15 protein-coding genes are annotated in these 21,294 nt (G+C 61.6%); 7 read left to right on the top strand and 8 right to left on the bottom strand.

From position 1 onward, the window contains the following. Positions 1-141 precede the first annotated feature (141 nt). The gene (gene speA / locus ACJ8PE_RS11235; protein WP_442536761.1) at positions 142-2,118 is read right to left on the bottom strand and encodes a biosynthetic arginine decarboxylase; all 1,977 of its coding nucleotides are present in this window, start codon (positions 2,116-2,118) and stop codon (positions 142-144) included. A gap of 908 nt (positions 2,119-3,026) precedes the next feature. Here speA and metK point away from each other — a divergent pair. Further along, positions 3,027-4,181 (top strand): methionine adenosyltransferase, encoded by a 1,155-nt coding sequence (metK, locus tag ACJ8PE_RS11230; RefSeq protein ID WP_033644710.1) that lies wholly within the window; start codon positions 3,027-3,029, stop codon positions 4,179-4,181. A gap of 123 nt (positions 4,182-4,304) precedes the next feature. Here the strand turns inward: metK and ACJ8PE_RS11225 are convergent, their stop codons facing one another. The 7 genes from ACJ8PE_RS11225 to hrpB all read right to left on the bottom strand — a co-directional run bounded on the left by ACJ8PE_RS11225 (position 4,305) and on the right by hrpB (position 16,000). Next, positions 4,305-4,457: a Hok/Gef family protein gene (locus ACJ8PE_RS11225; RefSeq protein ID WP_004937610.1), complete on the bottom strand. Its 153-nt coding sequence runs from the start codon at positions 4,455-4,457 to the stop codon at positions 4,305-4,307. A gap of 305 nt (positions 4,458-4,762) precedes the next feature. Beyond that, on the bottom strand, positions 4,763-6,751 hold the full coding sequence (gene fhuB, locus ACJ8PE_RS11220; protein WP_197759948.1) for a Fe(3+)-hydroxamate ABC transporter permease FhuB: 1,989 nt from the start codon (positions 6,749-6,751) through the stop codon (positions 4,763-4,765). Continuing rightward, a complete protein-coding gene (fhuD, locus tag ACJ8PE_RS11215) occupies positions 6,748-7,656 on the bottom strand; it encodes a Fe(3+)-hydroxamate ABC transporter substrate-binding protein FhuD (protein WP_197759947.1) in 909 nt (302 codons plus the stop codon). Before fhuD ends, fhuB begins: the two co-directional genes overlap by 4 nt. Further along, complete coding sequence (gene fhuC / locus ACJ8PE_RS11210; protein ID WP_033651341.1) at positions 7,656-8,453, bottom strand: Fe3+-hydroxamate ABC transporter ATP-binding protein FhuC; 798 nt, start codon at positions 8,451-8,453, stop codon at positions 7,656-7,658. Before fhuC ends, fhuD begins: the two co-directional genes overlap by 1 nt. Before the next feature lie 47 nt (positions 8,454-8,500). Then, on the bottom strand, positions 8,501-10,699 hold the full coding sequence (gene fhuA / locus ACJ8PE_RS11205; protein ID WP_197792678.1) for a ferrichrome porin FhuA: 2,199 nt from the start codon (positions 10,697-10,699) through the stop codon (positions 8,501-8,503). 251 nt (positions 10,700-10,950) lie between these two features. Then, positions 10,951-13,443: a bifunctional glycosyl transferase/transpeptidase gene (gene mrcB / locus ACJ8PE_RS11200; protein ID WP_033644705.1), complete on the bottom strand. Its 2,493-nt coding sequence runs from the start codon at positions 13,441-13,443 to the stop codon at positions 10,951-10,953. 118 nt (positions 13,444-13,561) lie between these two features. Continuing rightward, positions 13,562-16,000: an ATP-dependent helicase HrpB gene (gene hrpB, locus ACJ8PE_RS11195; RefSeq protein ID WP_197759946.1), complete on the bottom strand. Its 2,439-nt coding sequence runs from the start codon at positions 15,998-16,000 to the stop codon at positions 13,562-13,564. A 190-nt stretch (positions 16,001-16,190) separates the two neighbouring features. Between hrpB and thpR the strand changes: the two genes are divergently transcribed. From thpR to folK, 6 genes are all read left to right on the top strand, one after another. After that, positions 16,191-16,733, top strand: a complete 543-nt coding sequence (gene thpR / locus ACJ8PE_RS11190; protein ID WP_197792680.1) for an RNA 2',3'-cyclic phosphodiesterase — start codon at positions 16,191-16,193, stop codon at positions 16,731-16,733. After that, entirely contained in the window at positions 16,730-17,437 is a 708-nt protein-coding gene (gene sfsA / locus ACJ8PE_RS11185) for a DNA/RNA nuclease SfsA (protein WP_004937572.1), read from the top strand. Before thpR ends, sfsA begins: the two co-directional genes overlap by 4 nt. Before the next feature lie 183 nt (positions 17,438-17,620). Then, on the top strand, positions 17,621-18,076 hold the full coding sequence (gene dksA, locus ACJ8PE_RS11180; protein ID WP_004937569.1) for an RNA polymerase-binding protein DksA: 456 nt from the start codon (positions 17,621-17,623) through the stop codon (positions 18,074-18,076). Positions 18,077-18,271: 195 nt separating this feature from the next. After that, positions 18,272-19,183, top strand: a complete 912-nt coding sequence (gene gluQRS / locus ACJ8PE_RS11175; RefSeq protein ID WP_033644703.1) for a tRNA glutamyl-Q(34) synthetase GluQRS — start codon at positions 18,272-18,274, stop codon at positions 19,181-19,183. A 61-nt stretch (positions 19,184-19,244) separates the two neighbouring features. Then, the gene (gene pcnB / locus ACJ8PE_RS11170; protein WP_071883579.1) at positions 19,245-20,792 is read left to right on the top strand and encodes a polynucleotide adenylyltransferase PcnB; all 1,548 of its coding nucleotides are present in this window, start codon (positions 19,245-19,247) and stop codon (positions 20,790-20,792) included. Continuing rightward, positions 20,792-21,292, top strand: coding sequence for a 2-amino-4-hydroxy-6-hydroxymethyldihydropteridine diphosphokinase (gene folK / locus ACJ8PE_RS11165; protein ID WP_197759945.1), 501 nt, complete (start codon positions 20,792-20,794; stop codon positions 21,290-21,292). Before pcnB ends, folK begins: the two co-directional genes overlap by 1 nt. Positions 21,293-21,294: the final 2 nt, after the last annotated feature.

Here is a 21,294-nt window from a genome sequence, read left to right as displayed (position 1 = left end):
AAAAAAAATCCCTCCCGCGTCGTTAGCCCGACGAGAAAGGGATTTATTCGATGTGTGTTTCGGTGCTACCGATACGGCAGATTATGGCCGCATTTTGCTCATGCTTCAAGGGGACCGATATCGCCCCCCTGAAGAAGGCGGTTACTCGTCTTCCAGATACGTGTAGCCGTACAGGCCAGCTTCAAACTCTTCCAGGAACTGCGCCTGCAGCTCGCTGTCCAGATCGGTTTCTTTGACCTGATCGCGGAACTTGGACAGCAGCGCGCTCGGATCGAGCTGCACGTACTCCAGCATGTCCGCCACGGTATCGCCCTCGTCGGACAGCTCGGTCTCGACGCTGCCGTCCGGGAACACGTACACGTCAACCGAGGCGGTGTCGCCGAACAGGTTGTGCATATTGCCGAGGATCTCCTGGTACGCACCGACCATGAAGAAGCCCAACGCCGGCGGGTTCTCCGGATCGTATGGCGGCATCGGCATGGTGGTCGCCACGCCGTCGCCGTCGACGTAATGGTCGATGGTGCCGTCGGAATCGCAGGTGATGTCGAGCAGCACCGCACGGCCTTCCGGCGGCTTATCCAACCCTTCCAGCGGCAGCACCGGGAACAGCTGATCGATGCCCCAGGCATCCGGCATCGACTGGAACAGCGAGAAGTTGACGTAGAACTTGTCCGCCATGCGCTCTTGCAGTTCGTCGATGATAGGACGGTGCGCGCGGTTGCTCGGATCGAGCTGCTGCTGGATCTTGTTGCAGATGTTCAGATACAGCTGCTCGGCCCAGGCGCGCTTGGTCAGGTCCAGCATGCCGTGCGCGTATTGGGTATGCACGTCGTGCAGATCCATCTGGCTGTCGTGCAGCCATTCGCGCAGCGAGCGGCGGTTTTCCGGCTCGTTCATTTCCAGCCAGGTTTCCCACATGCTTTCCAGCGCGCGCGGCGCGTCGGCTTCCGGCGGCTGCGGTTCGCTGAACTCGTTGCGCTCTACGCCGATCACGTTGGAGACCAGCACCGTGTGGTGAGCGGTCACGGCGCGACCGGACTCGGTGATCACCGTCGGGTGCGGCAGGCCGTGTTCGTTACAGGCGTCGCCGATGCCCCAAATCACGTTGTTGGCGTATTCGTTCAGGCCGTAGTTGACCGAGCAATCGGACTGCGAACGGGTGCCTTCGTAGTCGACGCCCAAGCCGCCGCCCACGTCGAAGCACTGAATGTTGACGCCCAGCTTGTGCAGCTCAACGTAGAAGCGCGCCGATTCGCGCACACCGGTGGCGATGTCGCGAATATTGGCCAGCTGCGAGCCCAAATGGAAGTGCAGCAGCTGCAGGCTGTCGAGGCGGCCCGCTTCACGCAGGGTTTCCACCAGCTTCAGCACCTGCACCGCCGCCAGACCGAACTTGGATTTTTCGCCGCCGCTCGACTGCCATTTGCCGGAGCCTTGCGATGCCAGACGCGCACGCACGCCCAGGCGCGGTATGACGTTCAGCCGTTCGGCTTCTTCCAGCACCAGGTTGATCTCGGACATCTTCTCGATCACCAGGTACACCTTGTGCCCCAGCTTTTCCCCGATCAGCGCCAGACGAATATATTCACGATCTTTATAACCATTACAGACGATCACCGAGCGGGTCATGCCGGCATGCGCCAGCACCGCCATCAGTTCGGCCTTGGAGCCGGCTTCCAGCCCCAGCGGTTCGCCGGAGTTCACCAGCGATTCAATCACGCGGCGATGTTGGTTCACCTTGATCGGATACACCAGGAAATAGCCGCCCTGGTAACCGAAGGACTCACGCGCGCGTTTGAACGCGGCGTTGATAGAGCGCAGGCGATGCTGAAGGATCTGCGGGAAGCAGAACAGCGCCGGCAGACGTTGGCCGTCTTGCTGGCGCGTTTTCACCAGTTCTGCCAGATCGACGCGCGCCTGCGGGACATCCGGATCCGGGCACACGCTGATATGGCCCAGCTCGTTGACGTCATAGTAATTGTTGCCCCAGTAGGCGACGTTATAAGTACGCAGCATCTTGCTGGCATTACGATCATTCATGGCAACCTCCTGCATGGAGCGCAAAGATAAAGACTCGCCCTCAACCGGCGGACGGTGAATCAACAGATCATCAGACATGGTTCGCCTCACATTCCGTACTGACGAAACCGTCAGCCACTATCGCAGCTACAACCCGCGAGAACAACCCAACAAGCCGCGCCGGCGGCAGCGAAGAGAACTGCCGTTCGCGGTCAGCGATCGGTTTATCACTCATATAATTGTAAGACACCCTGTTCAAACCTCGTGAATCGGGCCAAGAAACATCCCACAGGAAGGCTGCAGGCTACCCTTGTTCAGTTCTTCAGACGACCGTTAGCCGGCCCGAGAATCCTGAGTAGCGGCCAAGTGTTTATCGCACCTGGTAAGTGACAGAGAGACAAGACGGGAAATAGCAGAAGAATGTGCGCCAGAACGGCACTGCTGTTGAGAACCAACAACCGGTAGACAACGGATCATTAATCCAACCACCTCCACGCGCGCCGTTCGGAGTGAACGACCCAGCCTCTAAAATAGTGTAAGAACGTGACCGTTCGATGAAGCGGCGGCGCCACGGCGAACGCCCGCGACGGATAATAGCGCAATGCCGACGAATGCAAAGCGGAAGTTTATCGTACCTTCCCCCACGCCAGACCGCCGTACTGTGCAGCAAATGAACCGCGCGCGCAGTTTATACCGGTAAGCAGGTGAAAAAGCAAAATGAAAATTCGCCGAAAACTGTTTCAAGCGATGAAAATGGCGCCAACCCGTTTACGCAAAAGAGCGAAAGCGCAAAAAATTACTGGCAATCTGGCTAAACCCTGACCTAAAATAGACGTCCAGATGTTAATCCATCTATACTGGTTAACTGATAAACTGCTTAACGGCTTTGCCTGAGGGGCGTTGCAGGATGCATCTCGCGCCATCAGCGGAAGACCCTTCGCTTCGATGCCGGATCTCCAGCGCTGTGCAGTAATTTCTAACCCGTCTTATGCAAGGTAAAGAACACAATGGCTAAACACCTCTTCACGTCCGAATCCGTCTCCGAAGGACATCCAGATAAAATCGCCGACCAGATCTCCGATGCCGTCCTCGACGCCATCCTGGAACAAGATCCGAAAGCGCGCGTCGCCTGCGAAACTTACGTGAAAACCGGTATGGTGCTGGTCGGCGGTGAAATCACCACCAGCGCCTGGGTCGATATCGAAGAGATCACCCGCAAGACCGTGCGCGAGATCGGCTACGTTCATTCGGACATGGGCTTTGACGCCAACTCCTGCGCAGTGTTGAGCGCCATCGGCAAGCAATCCCCGGATATCAATCAGGGCGTTGACCGTACCGATCCTCTCGAGCAGGGCGCCGGCGATCAGGGCTTGATGTTTGGCTACGCCACCAATGAAACCGACGTGCTGATGCCTGCGCCTGTCACCTACGCGCACCGTCTGGTGCAGCGCCAATCCGAAGTGCGTAAGAACGGCACCCTGCCGTGGCTGCGCCCGGACGCGAAGAGCCAGGTGACCTTCCAATACGACGACGGCAAAATCGTCGGCATCGACGCCGTCGTTCTGTCCACCCAGCACTCAGAAGACATCTCGCTGAAAGATCTGCAAGAAGCGGTGATGGAAGAGATCATCAAGCCGGTACTGCCGGCGGAATGGCTGACGGCGGGCACCAAATACCACATCAACCCGACCGGCCGTTTCGTTATCGGCGGCCCGATGGGCGACTGCGGCCTGACCGGCCGTAAGATCATCGTCGACACCTACGGCGGCATGGCTCGCCACGGCGGCGGCGCCTTCTCCGGTAAGGATCCGTCCAAGGTTGACCGTTCCGCGGCTTACGCGGCGCGCTACGTGGCGAAAAACATCGTCGCCGCCGGCCTGGCCGATCGCTGCGAGATCCAGGTGTCTTACGCTATCGGCGTAGCGGAACCGACCTCCATCATGGTGGAAACCTTCGGTACCGAGAAAGTGCCAACCGAACAACTGACGCTGCTGGTGCGCGAATTCTTCGATCTGCGCCCATACGGCCTGATCCAGATGATGGATCTGCTGCAGCCGATCTACCGCGAAACCGCCGCCTACGGCCACTTCGGCCGCGAACACTTCCCATGGGAAGCGACCGACAAAGCTGCGCAGCTGCGCGATGCCGCCGGCCTGAAATAAGCCCCGACATCAACATGAAAACGGCGAGCCAAGGCTCGCCGTTTTTTTTGAACGGATGGGTGCTCCTGGATCAACGCATCGACTGCCGGCCGGCGGAGGCAAAGCCCCCGCCGCCGGGTTGCCTTACCGTTCGGATTCGTAAGCCAAAATGGCCGCAACCTCCGTAGTGCCCGATCGGATACGCAGCTCACACAGCGTGCTGCGGGTTATCCATGCCAGTGATATTACCGTGGCACAAATAACCACCAATTTTAACAGGCTCCGTTTGTTCGGCATCATGCCTTCTTCTCCTTGCCTCGCGGCGGGTAAGAGGCTAACTTAACGTTGTCGTGCGTTAGAGTAGGCCTCGGGTTGATGGATATCGACTCGGGGCTTTTCTCTTTGTATCTTTCACGCAGGCTCCAGAGACAAAGATCCAGAGCACCCGCCCGCAGTATATTCACCTCCCCCTCTCTTCCCGCGTTCCTTTTCACGTTAAATGTCTTTCTTGCGCAGCGGCACGCAACGCCTTGCAAGGCGTTGAAAAAAGGCCCAGCAACGCTGGGCCTTTGATGGCGGAGAAAGCAAAGTAGGGCTGAAGCTTACGACGTCTGCTTACGCAACAGATAAACGAAGTACGGCGCACCGATAAAGGTCGCCAGTAACCCGGCGGGGATCTGATACGGGAACAGCAGCATACGCCCGCACCAGTCGGCAAACACCATCAGCAAGCCGCCCAGCAGCGCGGCGATCACCATTTGCGGCAGCGCGCGGCGGAAGCCCAGCATACGCGCCATATGCGGCGCCATCAGCCCGACAAAGCTCAACGGCCCGACGGTCAGGGTCGCCATGGCGGTCAGGGTGGCAGCCAGCAACAAAATGGTCAACCGCGCCGGCGTCAGCGCAATGCCCACCGAGCGGGCGGTGGCGCCGCCGAGTGGCAGGATGGTCAACCAACGGCGGCACAGCGGCGCCAATACCATCAGGCCGGCGGCCACCAGCGCGGTACGCAGCGCCTGCGCCGGCTCCACCGAATAGGTCGAACCGGAGAGCCAGGTCAGCAAGCCCCCCATACGCGGATCGCCGCTGGCCAACAGCAGGAAGATGACGGTAGTAAAGGCGGTGCTGAGCGCGATACCGGCGAGCAGCATGCGTTCCGTCGAGAAACCGCCGCGGCCTGCGGCGATCATGATGATCAGCAGCGTAACGGCCGCCCCCAGACTGCCGGCGGGCAGCAGCCAAACGAAGGCGTCGCCCGGCACCATAAACAGCATCATCACGACGCCAAAAGCGGCGCCGGAGCTGATGCCCAGCACTTCCGGGCTGGCCATCGGGTTGCCGGTCAGCTTCTGGATCAACGTGCCGGCGACCGCCAACATCATGCCCGCCGCCAACGCCGACAGCACCCGCGGCCAGCGCCACGGCAGCAAGGCGTCCAGCTCCGCGCCCAGGCTCCAGTGCCAGCCGCCGGCATTTTTGCCCAGCATCAGCGCCAACGTCAGGCCGATCAACAGCACGACGCCGGCCAGCGCTGCCCAGCCAGGCAGATTCCCGCGCTCGGCAGGCACCTTGTCGCCAAGGTTCATCGGTGGCGGCGTGGCGGCGCTGCGCAAACGCGGCAGCAACCACAGCAGCAGCGGCGCGCCGAACAGCGCGGTGGCCGCCCCGGTCGGGATCTCACGCCACACCTGCGCCACCCCAATCATCACCTGATCGGTCAGCCACAGCAGCAACGCCCCCAGCAACGGCGCCAACATCATGCGATGCGCCAGGCGGCGAGCGCCCAGCATCTTCGCCATCAGCGGCGCAAACAGGCCGATAAAGCCGATAACGCCCACCGCGCTCACCAACATAGCGCTGAAAATGATGGCCAGCCCCAGGGCGCAGAAGCGCGCCATCGACAGCCCCAACCCCAGGTTGCGCGCCACGCCGTCGTCCAGCCCCAGCAGCGTCAGCGGGCGCAGCAATAGCGCCGCCAGCGCACCGGCCACCAGCAAACGCGGCAGGATAAACTGCACCGCGCTCCAGTCCTGTTGGTTCAACGCGCCAGTGCCCCACAGGAACATGCCCTGCAGCTGATCGTAATTAAACAGCGCCAACAGGCTGTTGACTGCGCCGCAGTAAAGCCCCAGCACCAGCCCGGCCAGAATCAGCGTCACCGGCGACATCCGCTTGCCCCAGGCGACGCCGAACACCAGCCCGCCCACCGCGATCGCCCCCACCATAGCGGCCAGTTGACGAGTGAACTCGCCCCCCGGCAGCACCCACAGCGTGGCGATGGTCAGGCCGAGCTGCGCGCCGGCGGCCACGCCGAGCGTCGACGGTTCCGCCAACGGATTGCGCAACACCTGCTGGAACAATACGCCGACCAATCCCAGACCGGCCCCGGCCAACAGCGACACCGTCAACCGCGGCAGCAGGCTGTAATGGAACAGCATTTGCCGCACGTCGTCGATGTCCGGCGCGCTCAGCGCCCGCGCCCATTGCGCCGGCGGCAGTTGCTGCGTCAGGTTGTATATCGTCAAACCGCCTGCCGCCGCCAGCAACAGCAGGATCAGCGTCAGCGGCAATTTCCGAATGCCCGCATTCATGCCGCACTCTCCTGAACCTGCGCCAACAGGCGGCAAAACCGCATCGTCGACAGCGTGGCACCGTAGAACCACACCGCCGGCACCTGCCGCAGCTGGTTTTGCCGCACGAAGGGCAATGACTGCCACAGCGGCGTCGCGCTGACCTTGTCCATCATCGCCTGATTGCCGTGATCGAGATAAATGACTCGGGCGTTACGCACCGTGGCCAACCGTTCAATCCCCACCACCGCCGTGCCCCAAAAGTCGGTTGGCTCCTGCCAGGCATTGCGGATGCCCAGTTGGTCCATCGCTTCCTGGAACAGGCTTTTCTGGCCGATGATCAACGCATGGCGGGTGTCTATCAGGGAAAACAGCAGCAACGGTTGCCGGGTGTAGCTTTGCAGGCGCTGACGCGCATCCTGCATAAAGCTGTCGAACTGCGCCAGGTGGTTTATCGCCCGGCTTTCTATGCCTAATCGTTGCCCCAGCGCCAGCAGCGACTGGCGGGCGACGGTCAGCGGTTTGCCGCTGCCGTCGTTGAAGCCGAAGCTCATGGTTGGCGCGATGGGTTGGATTTTTCGCGGCGTCGGGCCATAGCCTTGCGACAGCAACACCAGCGAAGGCTGGAGCTGCTGCAGCAGTTCGAGATTCGGTTCGGTGCGCTGCCCGACGTCGACGACCGTCGCCGGCAGCTTCGGTTCCGCCACCCACAGGTTGTAGTTATGGACATCGGCCACCGCCAGCGGCGTCACGCCCAATGCCAACAGCAGCTCGATCGGCAGCCATTCCAGCGCCGCAACGCGCGCGATATCCGGCGGCGCATCCGCCGCTCGCCCGGGCAACGATCCCAACAGGGGCGACAGCGCCAGCGCCATCAACAGGCGGCGGCGCAGCGGATCGTGAGAAGAAGTGAATGCAGAGGACATCAGTAGACAAAACTCACCGGCGCGCCGCCGCTCGGGTGCGGCAACGTGCCCATAGGAATACCGTAAATTTGCTCCAGCACGGGCCCCTGCATCAGTTCCAGCGGGCCGCCCTGGGCGATCATGTCACCGCCGCGCAGCGCCACCAAATGGTCGCAGTAGCGCGCCGCCATATTGATGTCGTGCAGTACGGCGATCACCGTGAGATCGCGTTCGCGGCTCAGGCGCTGGATCAGCGCCAGCACCTCGACCTGGTGCGCGATGTCCAGCGCCGACGTCGGCTCGTCGAGCAACAGGCAGCGGCTGTCCTGCGCCACCATCATCGCCAGCCAGGCGCGTTGGCGCTCGCCGCCGGACAGGCTGTCCACCAGGCGGTGGGCGAACGGCTTCAGCCCCACCAGCGCGATAGCCTCTTCCACCTGTTGGCGATCGTTGGCGCCAAAACGCCCCAGCGCGCCATGCCACGGATAGCGGCCGACGGCCACCAGCTCGCGCACCGTCATGCCTTCCGCCGCCGGCAACTGCTGCGGCAGGTAGGCCACCTGGCGGGCGAAGGATTTGCTGTCCCACTGCGCCAACGGCTGCCGATTGAGCAAGACCTGACCGCCGCTGGGCGCATGGTGCCGCCCGAGCAGTTTCAACAGGGTGGATTTACCGGAACCGTTATGGCCGATCAGGCCGCAGACTTTGCCCTGAGGAAAACGGAGCGACAGCGGTTGCAACAGCACCCGGCCGGGAACGGCGAAGCTGGCGTTATCCAGCGCGAACGTCGCGCCGGGATTAAGAAGTTTGTCCTGCATAGATCCTGCTTTTTCCGGGGCGACGCGCCGCCGCCCCGGCTATCCGGTTAGAAACGGAAGGTTGCGGTGGCGACCACCTGGCGTTCTGCGCCCCAGTAGCAGGCGTAGTCGCGGTAGCAGCTCGATACGTAAGTCTTGTCGAACAGGTTGTTGATGTTGACGCCCACGGACGAGCCCGGCAGGCCAAAGCGCGCCAGATCGTATTTAATGGTGGCGTCCACCAGCGTGTAGTCCGGCACCTTGAAGGTGGTGTTATCGCTGTTGAAGCTCGAGCTGGAGCCAACGTAACGCACGCCGGAACCCAGCGTCAAACCGCTCACCGCTGTTTCGTGGAAGGTATAATCCGCCCACAGCGACGCCATGTGTTTCGGCACTTCGACGGTCGGTTTGCCCTGATAGGTGTTGTCCTTGGTGTACTTCGCATCGGTGTAGGTATAGGAGGCGATCAGGTTGACGTTGGCATTCAACGCCGCCTTGGCTTCCAGCTCCACGCCGCGCGAACGGATCTCGCCGCTCTGCACGCTGAACTGCGCGTTATCCGGATCCGGCGTCAGGTTGTTGTTCTTGGTCAGCTGATACAGGGCGCCGGTCAGCACGATTGGGCGATCCTTCGGCACGTATTTCACGCCGGCTTCATACTGCTTGCCGATCGAAGGTTTGAACGTACTGCCCCCTTGCGTCGTGCCCAAATTCGGCTCAAACGACTCGCTGTAGCTGAAATACGGCGTCACGCCGTTGTCGAACAGATAATTCAGGCCGCCGCGCCAGGTGAACTGCCGGTCGGTCTGCTGGCTCGTCGAACTCGCATCACGGTTGTAGGCGGAGGTCTTCGCCCAGTCATAGCGCCCACCCAGCGTCAACAGCCACTGGTTCCACTCCCCTTGCTCCTGCACATACAGGCCGGTTTGCTCCTGACGGTTCAGATAATGGTAGGGGAAGTTGATGTTGACCGCGTCATTCCCGTATTGCGGATGGGTCATGCTCAACCCGTCCGCTGTACCAAATGCGGCATTGATATCGTTACGCATGCGCATGTAGTCCACGCCGAACAACAGCGTGTGGTCGATATCGCCGGTTTTCACCTTCGCCTGCGCCTGAGTATCCACCGAGAAATTGTTCAGGTGCTCTTTCGACTGAACATAGGCACGGTTAATCGTCGTCGGCGTCGCAGCAGAAACGCCACTGCCATAAATACTCTTCATGTCGGTGTCCAACTGCAGATAGCGCAGGTTCTGGCGCACCGCCCAGGTATCGTTGAAGGCGTGTTCGAAGCTATACCCGATCATCCGCTGTTTGCGGGAGGTATAGTTGCTGGCTTCGCCTTCGTTGAAATCGGTCGGCAGCTTACCGCCGTTCGGCAACGGGATCAGCGTGCCCTGCTTCGGTAGCCAGCCGTAATAACCGGTATAGGGATCGTTTTGAATGTTGGCCAACAGCGTGAAGTTGGTCTTGTCATCCGGGCGCCAGCTAAAGGACGGCGCGATCGCATAGCGCTTCTCTTTGCTCATGTTTTGCTGCGCATCGCTGTCTTTCGCCAGGCCGGTCAGGCGATAGGAATAGATGCCCTGATCGTCCAGCGAGTCGCTGAAATCGAAACCGGTTTGGAACAGGTTATCGGTGCCCATCTTGAACTGGATTTCGCGCAGCGGCTCGGTGGTTGGCCGCTTGCTGACCAGGGCGACCAGGCCGCCGGGGTTGCTTTTGCCGTACAGCACCGAGACCGGGCCGCGCAGCAGCTCGGCGCGCTCGAGGAAATAAGGATCGATGGACGCTTCGCTGTAGTTGTCGCCCAGCAGCCGCAGGCCATCCAGATACTGGGTGGTGTTGGTGGCCGGGAAGCCGCGGATCGCCACCGCGTCATAGGTCGTGGAGCTGCCGCGGCTGGCGAATACGCCCGGCGCATAGGCCAGCGCGCCTTTCACCGTATCCGGCTGGCGCATGTCCATCTCTTCACGCGTTACCACGGAAACGGACTGCGGGTTCTTCTCGATCGGCGTATCGGTTTTGGTGCCGGTGGCGCTGCGCTTGGCGACATAGGTGCCGACCGGCCCCCAGGCGCTTTCCTGCTGGGCGGTGTTGCTGCTGCCCACAACGGTAATCGTGTCTTCCTTGGCGGCCGGCTTGGCGTCGGCGGAAAAAGCCGGCATCGCCAGCGTGCCCAACGCCGCAGCGACGGTGATCGCTAACGCGCTGACGGGGAGACGGCCCTGCTTGGCCGCGGATGATGAAAGACGCTTGGTCGGCATAGTTGATTTCTCTGATGAATAATTAAATGACGAATGTAAACGATAATAATTATTATAAGCGTCGCATTTTATGCAGAAGCCAAATTAAACTGCAAGCCGAATTCATAGGGCAAATAGGTTAAGGATTAGGCGCTTAACCATGCAGCTAACAGGGAAATAAAACGAGCGGAAAAATAAAAAAGCCCGCAACCAAGGTTACGGGCTTAATAACAAAGCAAAAATTTTCACCGGGGCCGGCGCCCCGGCAGCGATTACTGGCCGAACATATCCTTGATCCAGCCTGCGACACCATCACCATCTTTTTGCTCACCCGCCGCCGGTTGCTGCTGTTGCTGCACCGCCGCCTGGCTGGCCTGACACAGTCCCTGCGGATTGTCGGTCCAGACCGGGATGGTGCGCCAGCTGCCGCCGCCGCAGATAAAGTTGCCGGCGGAGTCAATGCTCATCTGGTTAATGCCTTCCGGCGGCTGCAGCATCAGCGGCAGCGGCGTCTGGTTTTCCAGATAGCGGCGATACAGGGTCAACGCGCCGTTGGCGCCGGTCAGCTTGGCCGGGCCGTTGTTATCGCGCCCGACCCAGGCGATCGCCACTTCCTTGCCGTCGATGCCGGCGAACCAGCTGTCGCGCAGATCGTTGGTGGTACCGGTTTTCGCCGCCAGGTTGTAGTTCGGGAACTTCACCGACAGCGAGCGGGAGGTCCCGCGCGCCACGCCCTGCTGCATCGCGTACAGCGTCAGGTAAGCGGCCTGCGCCGGCACCATGCGCTCCGCCTGCGGGAAGCTCTGGTACAGCACCGTGCCGTCTTCGGCGATCACCGAACGCACCGCCGACAGCGGCGCACGGTTACCGCCGCTGGCGATGGTCTGGTACTCCTGCGCGACTTCCATCGGCGTCAGGCCGATCGCCCCCAGCAGCATCGACGGCACCGGGTTGATCTCCGCTTTCGGGATCCCCAGGCGTTGCAGCGTAGCGCTGATCTGATCCAGCCCGACCGACAGGCCGAGGTTCACCGTCGGCACGTTCAGCGAGTTGGCCAACGCATCCACCAGCATCACCTGACCGCGGAATTTGCGATCGTAGTTGTTCGGCTGCCAGACGGCGCCGTTCGGCTGTTTCAGCGACAGCGGCGCATCCGCCAGCCAGGTGTTGAGGCGGTATTTGTCCGGCTCGGACAGCGCGGTCAGGTACGTTGGCGGTTTGGCCAGCGAGCCGACCAGGCGTCGCGCCTGCATGGCGCGGTTGAAACCGGCGAACTGCGGGTTGGCGCCGCCGACCATGGCGCGTACTTCACCGCTGAAGCGATCGACGATCACCATCGCCGCTTCCAGATCCTGCAGGTGACGCGCAGCGCGCAGCGCCGGGATGCCGTCTTCGACCGCTTTTTCCGCCGCGTCTTGCGACACCGGATCCAGCGTGGTGAAGATCTTCACGCCGGACAGGTCATTGACCTTATCGCCCAGCTTGGTTTGCAGTTCCTGACGCACCATCTGCATAAACGCCGGCTGTGGCGTAATGACGCCGCCTTTCGGCTGCACGCCCAGCGGACGCGCGCTCAGCATGTCATACAGCTCGCCGTCGATCACGCCCTGGTTCTGCAACAGTTTGAGCACCAGGTTGCGGCGCTCCAGCGCCAGTTTCGGGTTGCGCCACGGGTTATACAGCGACGCGCCCTTGACCATGCCGACCAGTAACGCCTGCTGATCGAGGCTCAGCTCGTCCACCGGACGGCCGAAGTAATACAGGCTGGCCAGCGGGAAGCCGCGGATCTGGTCGCTACCGCTCTGGCCGAGGTACACTTCGTTCAGATACAGCTCCAGAATGCGGTCTTTGCTGTAACGGTAATCCACCAACAGCGCCATATAGGCTTCGTTGGCCTTACGCCACAGCGAACGTTCGTTGGTCAGGAACAGGTTCTTCACCAGCTGCTGCGTCAGGGTGCTGCCGCCCTGCACCGCGCGGCCGGCGGTCAGGTTGGCCAGCACCGCGCGGCCGATGGAGTACGGGCTGATGCCGTCATGCTCATAGAAGTGGCGGTCTTCCGTGGCGATCAACGTATCCACCAACAGATCCGGGAAACCGGAGCGCGGCACGAACAGCCGCTGTTCGCCGTTCGGCGACTGCAGCATGGTGATCAGGCGCGGATCGAGGCGGAAGAAGCCGAAGCTGCGGCCGCTGTCCAGGTTTTCGATCTTCGCCAGGCGGTTATTCTGGAAATCGAGGCGGGCGCGGATCTGCCCTTCTTTACCATCCGGGAAGTCGAACGGGCGGCGCAGCATCTCGATGCTGTTGGCCTGCACGGTAAACTCGCCCGGACGCGTCATGCGGCTGACCTGGCGGTACTGCATGCCTTCCAGCAGGTTAACCATCTCCTTCTTGCTGTACGGCATGCCCGGTTCCAGGTTGACCATGCGGCCGTACACCGCCGCCGGCAGCTGCCAGACTTTGCCGTCGATGCGGCTGCGGATCTGCGAGTCCAGGTAGACGCCATAGATCGCCAACAGGACGGCGAGCACCAGGATCAGTTTGATAAACAGGCCGAGCCAGCGGCGTTTTTTACGCGGCGGAGTCGCTTTCACCTTACGCGGCATGCGTTCCTCCTCCTCTTCATACTCGTCATCGTCATACTCGTCTTCTTCGTAATCGTCATAATCGTCGTCTCGGCGACGGCGCGGCGGCTTGCGCGACGCGGTGCTTTTTGGTTGTTTTCCTTTGCGCCCGATGGGCTCGCGGTCATCCCCAGCCATGGCTGTTGTTCTCCGAGCTTGCCGACACTGCCGGCCATAATGAGTCGCTTAATCTGTGCCGACGCCGTGGCGCTGAACAGAAGAAACATCTGAATTCCAAACCTTAAACGATCGCGGCCTACTGATATTTCTTCGTTCGGCGCGTCGGGGCCGCCGTGGCCGGATCGTCCGGCCACACGTGTTTCGGATAGCGGCCCTTCATCTCTTTTTGCACCTCGCGGTAGGCGCCTTGCCAGAAGGCCGCCAGATCGCCGGTGATTTGCAACGGCCGGTGCGCCGGTGAGAGTAACTCAAGCACTACCGGGATGCGACCCTCCGCCAACATCGGGCTGCGCTGCTCGCCGAACATTTCCTGCAAACGCACCGCCAGCGCCGGCGGTTTGCCGGCCTCATAACGGATCGGCAGGCGGCTGCCGGTCGGCACAGTGTAATGAGTGGGTAATGCATTATCCAGCCGCTGTTTTTGCTGCCAGTCCAACAGCCGGGACAACGCCTCGGCGAGGTTGACCTGCTTCAATCCGCGCAGATCGCGCACGCCGTTCAGCGACGGCAGCAGCCACTGCTCCAGCGCCGCCAGCAGCGGTTCTTCGTCCATCGCCGGCCACTCCGCCTCCGGCAGCCAGGCTTGCGCGCACTGCAGGCGCACCCGCAGTTGTTCAGCTGCGCCCTCCCAGTTGAGCACCGCCAGCCCCTGCGCGCGCACCCAGTCGAGCAGCGCCTGCTGCAGCTCTTCGTCCGCCGGCTTGGCCAGCGGCTGCGCGCGCAGCGTCAGACGGCCGATCTGGTGGCGTTTCCAGGCGCGCAGCGTCCCCTTCTCTTCATCCCACTCCACCGCCGTGCGTTGCATGACCATCGCCGGCAGCTGCGCCGCCAACGCCTCGATATCGACCGGCAACGCCAACAAAATACGCGCATCCGGGCTGTTGTGGCCCTGCAACAGGTTGGGGACAATCAACCAGGGCGCGCGCGACAGCGCCTCGTCCTGGTTCATCGCCGCGCCCAGGCCGTTGGCCAGCAGGTAGCGGCCATCCTGACCGCGACGCTGGGCGATGCGATCGGTAAATGCCAGCGCCAACAGCCGCGGCGCCAAATCGGCGTCAACTTGCCCCGCACGTTGCGGCAGACGTTTGGCCAACTGCGCGGCGCGCTGCCGCCAGTTCGGCTGCGGGCGGCTCAGCCAATAACCGATATCCATCTGCCCGCCGCGCGGCGGTTCTTCCAGCAATGCCGCCAGCAACGCGGCCGTCGCCAGGCCGTCGGCGCTCAGCGCCGCGCCGGCGACCAGCATCGCCGCCAGCCGCGGTTCACATCCCAGAGCGGCCATTTGGCGCCCCGGCGCGGTGAGTTTGTCGCCGTCATCCGTGGCCCCCAGCCGGTGCAGCAACGCCCTGGCCGCCGCCAATGCCGCTGTCGGAGGCGCGTCAAGCCAGGTCAGCTGCGCCGGATCATGGCACCCCCACTGCAGCAGCTCGAGCCAGAAGCCGGTGAGATCGCTCTGTAAAATTTCCGGCTCAGCATGTTCCACCGCGCGCTCCGCCTGCTCTTTGGCGAACAGATGCCAGCAAATGCCCGGTTCCAGACGCCCGGCGCGCCCGGCGCGCTGCACCATCGAGGCCTGACTGATGCGCTGCGTCGCCAGCCGCGTCAAACCGTTGCGCACGTCGTAACGCGCCACGCGCTCCAGACCGCTGTCCACCACCAGCCGAATGCCCTCGATCGTCAGGCTGGTCTCGGCGATGTTGGTCGCCAACACCACTTTGCGGCGGCCCGGCGCCGCCGGCTGAATCGCTTTTTGCTGTTGCGCCAGAGGCAAGGCGCCATACAGCGGGCAAAGATCGGTATCGCTCGCCACCTCGCCGGTCAATCGCTCCAGCACCCGATTGATCTCCGCTACGCCCGGCAGGAACAGCAGCAAAGACCCCGGCTGTTCGGCCAGCATGCGCTTCACCGCCGCCGCTACGCCATCCTCCAGCCGCTGATGGCTGGCCAACGGCTGATACAGGCGTTCAACCGGGAAACTGCGCCCCTCGGACACCACCACCGGCGCCTGCGGCAGCAGCTGCGTCATACGGGCGTTATCCAGCGTGGCCGACATGATCAGCAGTTTCAGATCGTCGCGCAGCCCTTGCTGCACGTCGAGCAGCAGCGCCAGCGCCAAATCGGCCTGCAGGCTGCGTTCGTGGAATTCATCGAGGATCACCAGCGATATGCCCTGCAGCTCGGCATCCTGCTGCAGCATGCGGGTGAGAATGCCTTCCGTCACCACTTCCAGCCGGGTCTGCGGCCCGCTTTTACTTTCGGCGCGCATGCGATAACCCACGGTCTGGCCGGGCTCCTCCCCCAATTGCTGCGCCAGACGATAGGCGACGTTCTTCGCCGCCAGCCGCCGCGGCTCCAGCATGATAATGCGCCCCGGCAACCCGGCCTTCGCCAGGAGCTGCAGCGGCAGCCAGGTGGATTTACCGGCGCCGGTCGGGGCGTGCAACAGCACCTGCGGGGCAGACTGCAGCGCAGCCAGCAACTCATCGAGCACTGCGCTGACGGGCAATGAAGACACTGAATTCTCCGTAGTGGTTAGCGTTAAACGGCGTACAGTGTAGCATTAGCTTTATACCCGTAACCTTTCAAACTGTTGCGGCGTTAGCTATAGTACGGAGCTCATTCGTGCGCCGCGCCCCTCGCGGGGCCGCTGCCAGTAACGTTTACCGCTGTTCCCGACCGTATTGTCATGCATTTGCCGAGCCTTTATGTCCAATTCGCGCCGCCTGTTTTTCGCCCTGTCCTTGCCTGACACCCTGCAACAGCAGGTGGTCCGCTGGCGCGCCGAGGCGTTTGCACCGGAGGCCGGTCGGCCGGTGGCGGCGGCCAATTTACACCTGACGCTGGCGTTTCTCGGTGAAGTCAGCGCACAGAAAGAACTGGCGCTGCGTAAGTTGGCCGGCCGTATCGCTCAACCCGGCTTCAGCATGCGGCTCGACGATCTCGGCCATTGGCCGCGCCCCGGCGTGGTCTGGCTCGGCACCCGCCGCGCGCCGCGCGGGTTGCTGCAGCTGGCCAAGCTGCTGCGTTCGCAGGCCGCACGCAGCGGCTGCCATCAAAGCGCGCTGCCGTTCCATCCGCACATCACGCTGCTGCGCGCCGCCACCCAGCCGGTGGCGATCCCGCCAGCGACGCCGGGCTGGGCGTTCAGCGCCGACGCCTTTTCCTTGTATGAATCGGTGTTCGAAAACGGCCGCACCCGTTACCAACACCTTGAACAGTGGCCGCTGGCCAAGCAGGCATCCCCATGATTTTTTCTCCACCGCTGCGCTCCGCCACGCTGATCAAACGTTACAAACGCTTTCTGGCTGACGTGATCACCCCAGAAGGGGAAACCTTTACGCTGCACTGCGCCAATACCGGCGCCATGACCGGCTGCGCCACGCCCGGCGACACCGTGTGGTACTCCACGTCGGACAACCCCAAACGCAAATACGCCCACAGCTGGGAGCTGACCCATACCCAACAGGGGCACTGGATCTGCGTCAACACCCTGCGCGCCAACGCGCTGGTGCGCGAGGCGATCGAACATAATTTAATCAATGAATTATCCGGTTACAGTAAAATTAGCGGCGAAGTGAAATACGGCGGTGAAAACAGCCGTATCGATTTGTTATTACAGGCAGAAAATCGGGTTAACTGCTATATTGAAGTTAAGTCAGTCACATTACTGCAACAACAACGTGGTTACTTTCCTGATGCGGTAACGCTCAGAGGGCAAAAGCACCTGCGTGAGTTGCTCAGCGTGGTTGAAAGCGGGCAACGGGCGGTATTGTTCTTTGCCGTGTTACACAGCGGTATTGAGCAGGTCGCACCGGCACATCATATAGATGAGCGCTATGCGGCGCTGTTGGCACAGGTCCGGCAGTTGGGAGTGGAAGTGGTTTGCTATGGGGCAAAATTATCACCTGACGGTATTTATCTCTGCGATAAGCTGCCGTTTTTTATCGATTAGCGCAGCCGGGTCCCTATAAATAGACAACCGGCCAGCACGATCGCCAAATACGCCTTCCTTCACACGATTGTCAAGCGGGCGACAGGAATAATTGCCAACCTACCTTCCTTCTGTTATTTATAGCGGCCTGTTTTTCCCCCGCATTGGGGATTCGATAGTGCGTGTGTATGTAGGAGAAGCAACATGCAAGAAGGGCAAAACCGTAAAACCTCGTCCTTGAGCATTCTCGCCATCGCTGGGGTGGAGCCGTACCAAGAGAAGCCGGGCGAAGAGTACATGAACGACGCCCAGTTGTCGCATTTCAAGCGCATTCTTGAAGCGTGGCGCAACCAGCTCAGGGACGAAGTGGACCGTACTGTATCGCATATGCAAGAAGAGGCAGCCAACTTCCCTGATCCGGCCGACCGCGCTACTCAGGAAGAAGAGTTCAGCCTTGAACTGCGTAACCGTGACCGTGAACGCAAACTGATCAAAAAGATCGAGAAAACGCTGAAGAAAGTGGAAGACGATGATTTCGGCTACTGCGAATCTTGTGGCGTGGAGATCGGTATTCGTCGCCTCGAAGCGCGTCCGACCGCCGATCTGTGCATCGACTGCAAGACGCTGGCTGAGATCCGCGAAAAGCAGATGGCCGGCTAATACCGCTACTCTACATGATTGGAGCTGCATCAAGGCGGCAAGAATGCGCATCCCGATGAGCTTACTCAAGTAAGTGATTCGGGTAAGCAGGCGCAGCTAACACAGATGCAGTTTCAAGCATAACGAGTATGTTACCGCTGCGGCGTGCGCATCCGCGTGCGCCGCACAGAGAAAAGGGAACCCCTCCCCTCTGATATGCAAGAAAGTCATTATGTGGGGCGCTTTGCCCCATCGCCTTCCGGGGATCTGCATTTCGGCTCGCTGATTGCCGCTCTGGGAAGCTACCTTCAGGCTCGCGCCCAACGCGGGCAGTGGCTGGTTCGCATCGAAGATATCGACCCGCCGCGCGAAGTCCCCGGCGCCGCAGCTCGCATCCTGTCCGCGCTGGAACATTATGGTCTCCACTGGGACGGCCAGGTCATCTATCAATCCCAACGTCACGACGCCTATCGCGCCGCGCTGGATCTGTTGCAGCGCCAGGGGCTCAGCTATTACTGCACCTGCACCCGCAGCCGCATCCAGCAAATCGGCGGATTGTACGACGGCCACTGCCGCGATTTGCAGCTCGGCCCGCAGGGCGCCGCCATCCGCTTGCGTCAGACCGCCCCCGTTTACCGGTTCCACGATCGCCTGCAGGGAGAATTGCACGCCGATCCGGCGCTGGCGGGAGAAGACTTTATCATTCGCCGCCGCGACGGGCTGTTCGCTTACAACCTGGCGGTGGTGATCGACGACCATTTTCAGGGCGTGACCGAGATTGTCCGCGGCGCCGATCTGATCGAACCGACGGTGCGCCAAATTGCCCTTTACCGCCAGCTGCAGGCGCCGGTGCCCGCCTATGTGCATCTGCCGCTGGCGCTGGGTGCCAACGGCATCAAGCTGTCGAAGCAAAACCATGCGCCGGCGTTGCCCGCTGGCGATCCGCGGCCGGTGCTGATCGCCGCGCTGAAATTTCTGCGCCAACCGCTGCCGGAAAGCTGGCAAGATCTTGACCTGCCATTATTATTGAGCTGGGCGATCGAACACTGGCGGTTGGAAAACGTGCCGCGTCAGGAGGCTATCCCTCTGGATGAAAACACGCCGGCATTCTCAAAGGAGCCATGGTGAGCTATGATTAGCCGCTATTTTTTGTTAGCTCCATTTTTATCAGTCACTATCGAGGTGTACCATTTTTACCCGAGTAGCCAACTTCTGTCGTAAGGTACTGACCCGCGATGACAAGCTGCCCCGCGACGACGCGGCGGCCGGCGATAAAAACGTAGTCCGCGAAGAGCGTGCCGCGGCGCCAAGCCGCCCTGCGCCGCAGCCGCGCGCCGCCGATAACGGCAGCAACGCCCCTGCCCGCCGCTCAACGCCGCGCAAGCGTCCGCCTTTCCCCCTCGCCGAGAGCAACGACTCGATGACCGTGATCCCGCGCGAACAACACTCGATTTCGCGCAAAGACATCAGCGAGAATGCGCTGAAAGTGCTTTATCGCCTGAACAAATCCGGCTACGAGGCTTATCTGGTCGGCGGCGGGGTGCGCGATCTGTTGCTCGGCAAAAAGCCGAAAGACTTCGACATCACCACCAACGCCACGCCGGAACAAGTGCGCAAGCTGTTCCGCAACTGCCGCCTGGTCGGCCGCCGCTTCCGTCTGGCGCACGTGATGTTCGGGCCGGAGATCATCGAAGTGGCCACCTTCCGCGGTCACCACGAACAGAATCAGGAATCCGACAAAAATTCCTCCCAGCAGGCGCAAAACGGCATGCTGCTGCGCGACAACATCTTCGGTTCGATCGAGGAAGACGCCCAGCGCCGTGATTTCACCATTAACAGCCTGTACTACGGCGTGGCGGATTTCACACTGCGCGATTACGTCGGCGGCCTGAACGATCTGAAACAAGGCGTGATCCGCCTGATCGGCGATCCGGAAACCCGTTACCGCGAAGATCCGGTGCGCATGCTGCGCGCGGTGCGCTTCGCCGCCAAGCTGGATATGCGCATCAGTGAAGAGACCGCCGAGCCGATCCCGCGTCTGGCTTCGCTGCTGCATGAGATCCCACCGGCGCGTCTGTTCGAAGAATCCCTCAAGCTGCTGCAGGCGGGTTACGGTTTCCAGACCTACCTGAAGCTGTGCGAATATCAGCTGTTCCAACCGCTGTTCCCGCTGATCGCCCGCAACTTCACGCCGAACCACGATACGCCGATGGAGCGCATTCTGGTGCAGGTGCTGAAGAACACCGATCATCGCCTGCAGAACGACATGCGCGTCAACCCGGCCTTCCTGTTTGCCGCCATGCTGTGGTACCCGCTGCTGGAGCACGCGCAGAAACTGGCGCAGGAAAGCGGCCTGGCGTACTACGACGCCTTCGCGCTGGCGATGAACGATGTGCTCGACGAGCAGTGCCGCTCGCTGGCGATCCCGAAACGCATTACCACACTGGTGCGCGATATCTGGCAGCTGCAGCTGCGCCTGTCTCGTCGTCAGGGCAAACGCGCGCACAAACTGATGGAACATCCGAAATTCCGTGCCGCCTATGATTTACTGGCGCTGCGTGCGGAAGTGGAAGACAATCAGGAGATGCTGCGTCTGGCCGAGTGGTGGGGTGAGTTCCAGGACGCCACGCCGGCGCGGCAGAAAGCCATGTTGAGCACCCTGGGTGACGATCCGGCGCCGCGTCGCGCGCGTCAACGCCGTCCTCGTCGCCGGGCACCGCGTAAAGAAGGGGCATAATGATCCGCGTTTATATCGCGCTGGGCAGCAACCTGGCGCAGCCGCTGCAACAGGTTAACGCCGCGCTGGAGGCGCTGGAGCATCTCCCGCGCACCCGGCTGGTCACCTGTTCTTCGTTTTACCGCACCAAGCCGCTGGGGCCGCAAAACCAGCCGGACTTTCTCAACGCGGTGGTGGCGCTGGATACCCTGTTGCCGCCCGAACAGCTGCTCGACCATACCCAGGCGATAGAACGCAATCAGGGGCGCGTGCGCAAGGATGAACGCTGGGGGCCGCGCACGCTCGATTTAGACATCATGCTGTACGGCGACAAGGTGATCCATACCGATCGCCTGACCGTACCGCATTACGGCCTGAAAGAGCGCGAATTCATGCTCTACCCGCTGGCGGAAATCGCCCCCGATCTGATTCTCCCCGATGGCGAACCGCTCGCCAGCTGCCTCAAGCGCGTGCCGGAAAACGGCATGGCGCTGTGGCACTCGCCAAAACCGAAATCCTGACC

The sequence above is a fragment of the Serratia sp. CY74737 genome (assembly GCF_052166775.1).
Classification (GTDB): domain Bacteria; phylum Pseudomonadota; class Gammaproteobacteria; order Enterobacterales; family Enterobacteriaceae; genus Serratia; species Serratia ureilytica.
The sequence above is the reverse complement of the archived record's forward strand: the minus strand, read 5'-3'. Positions and strand labels throughout refer to the sequence as shown.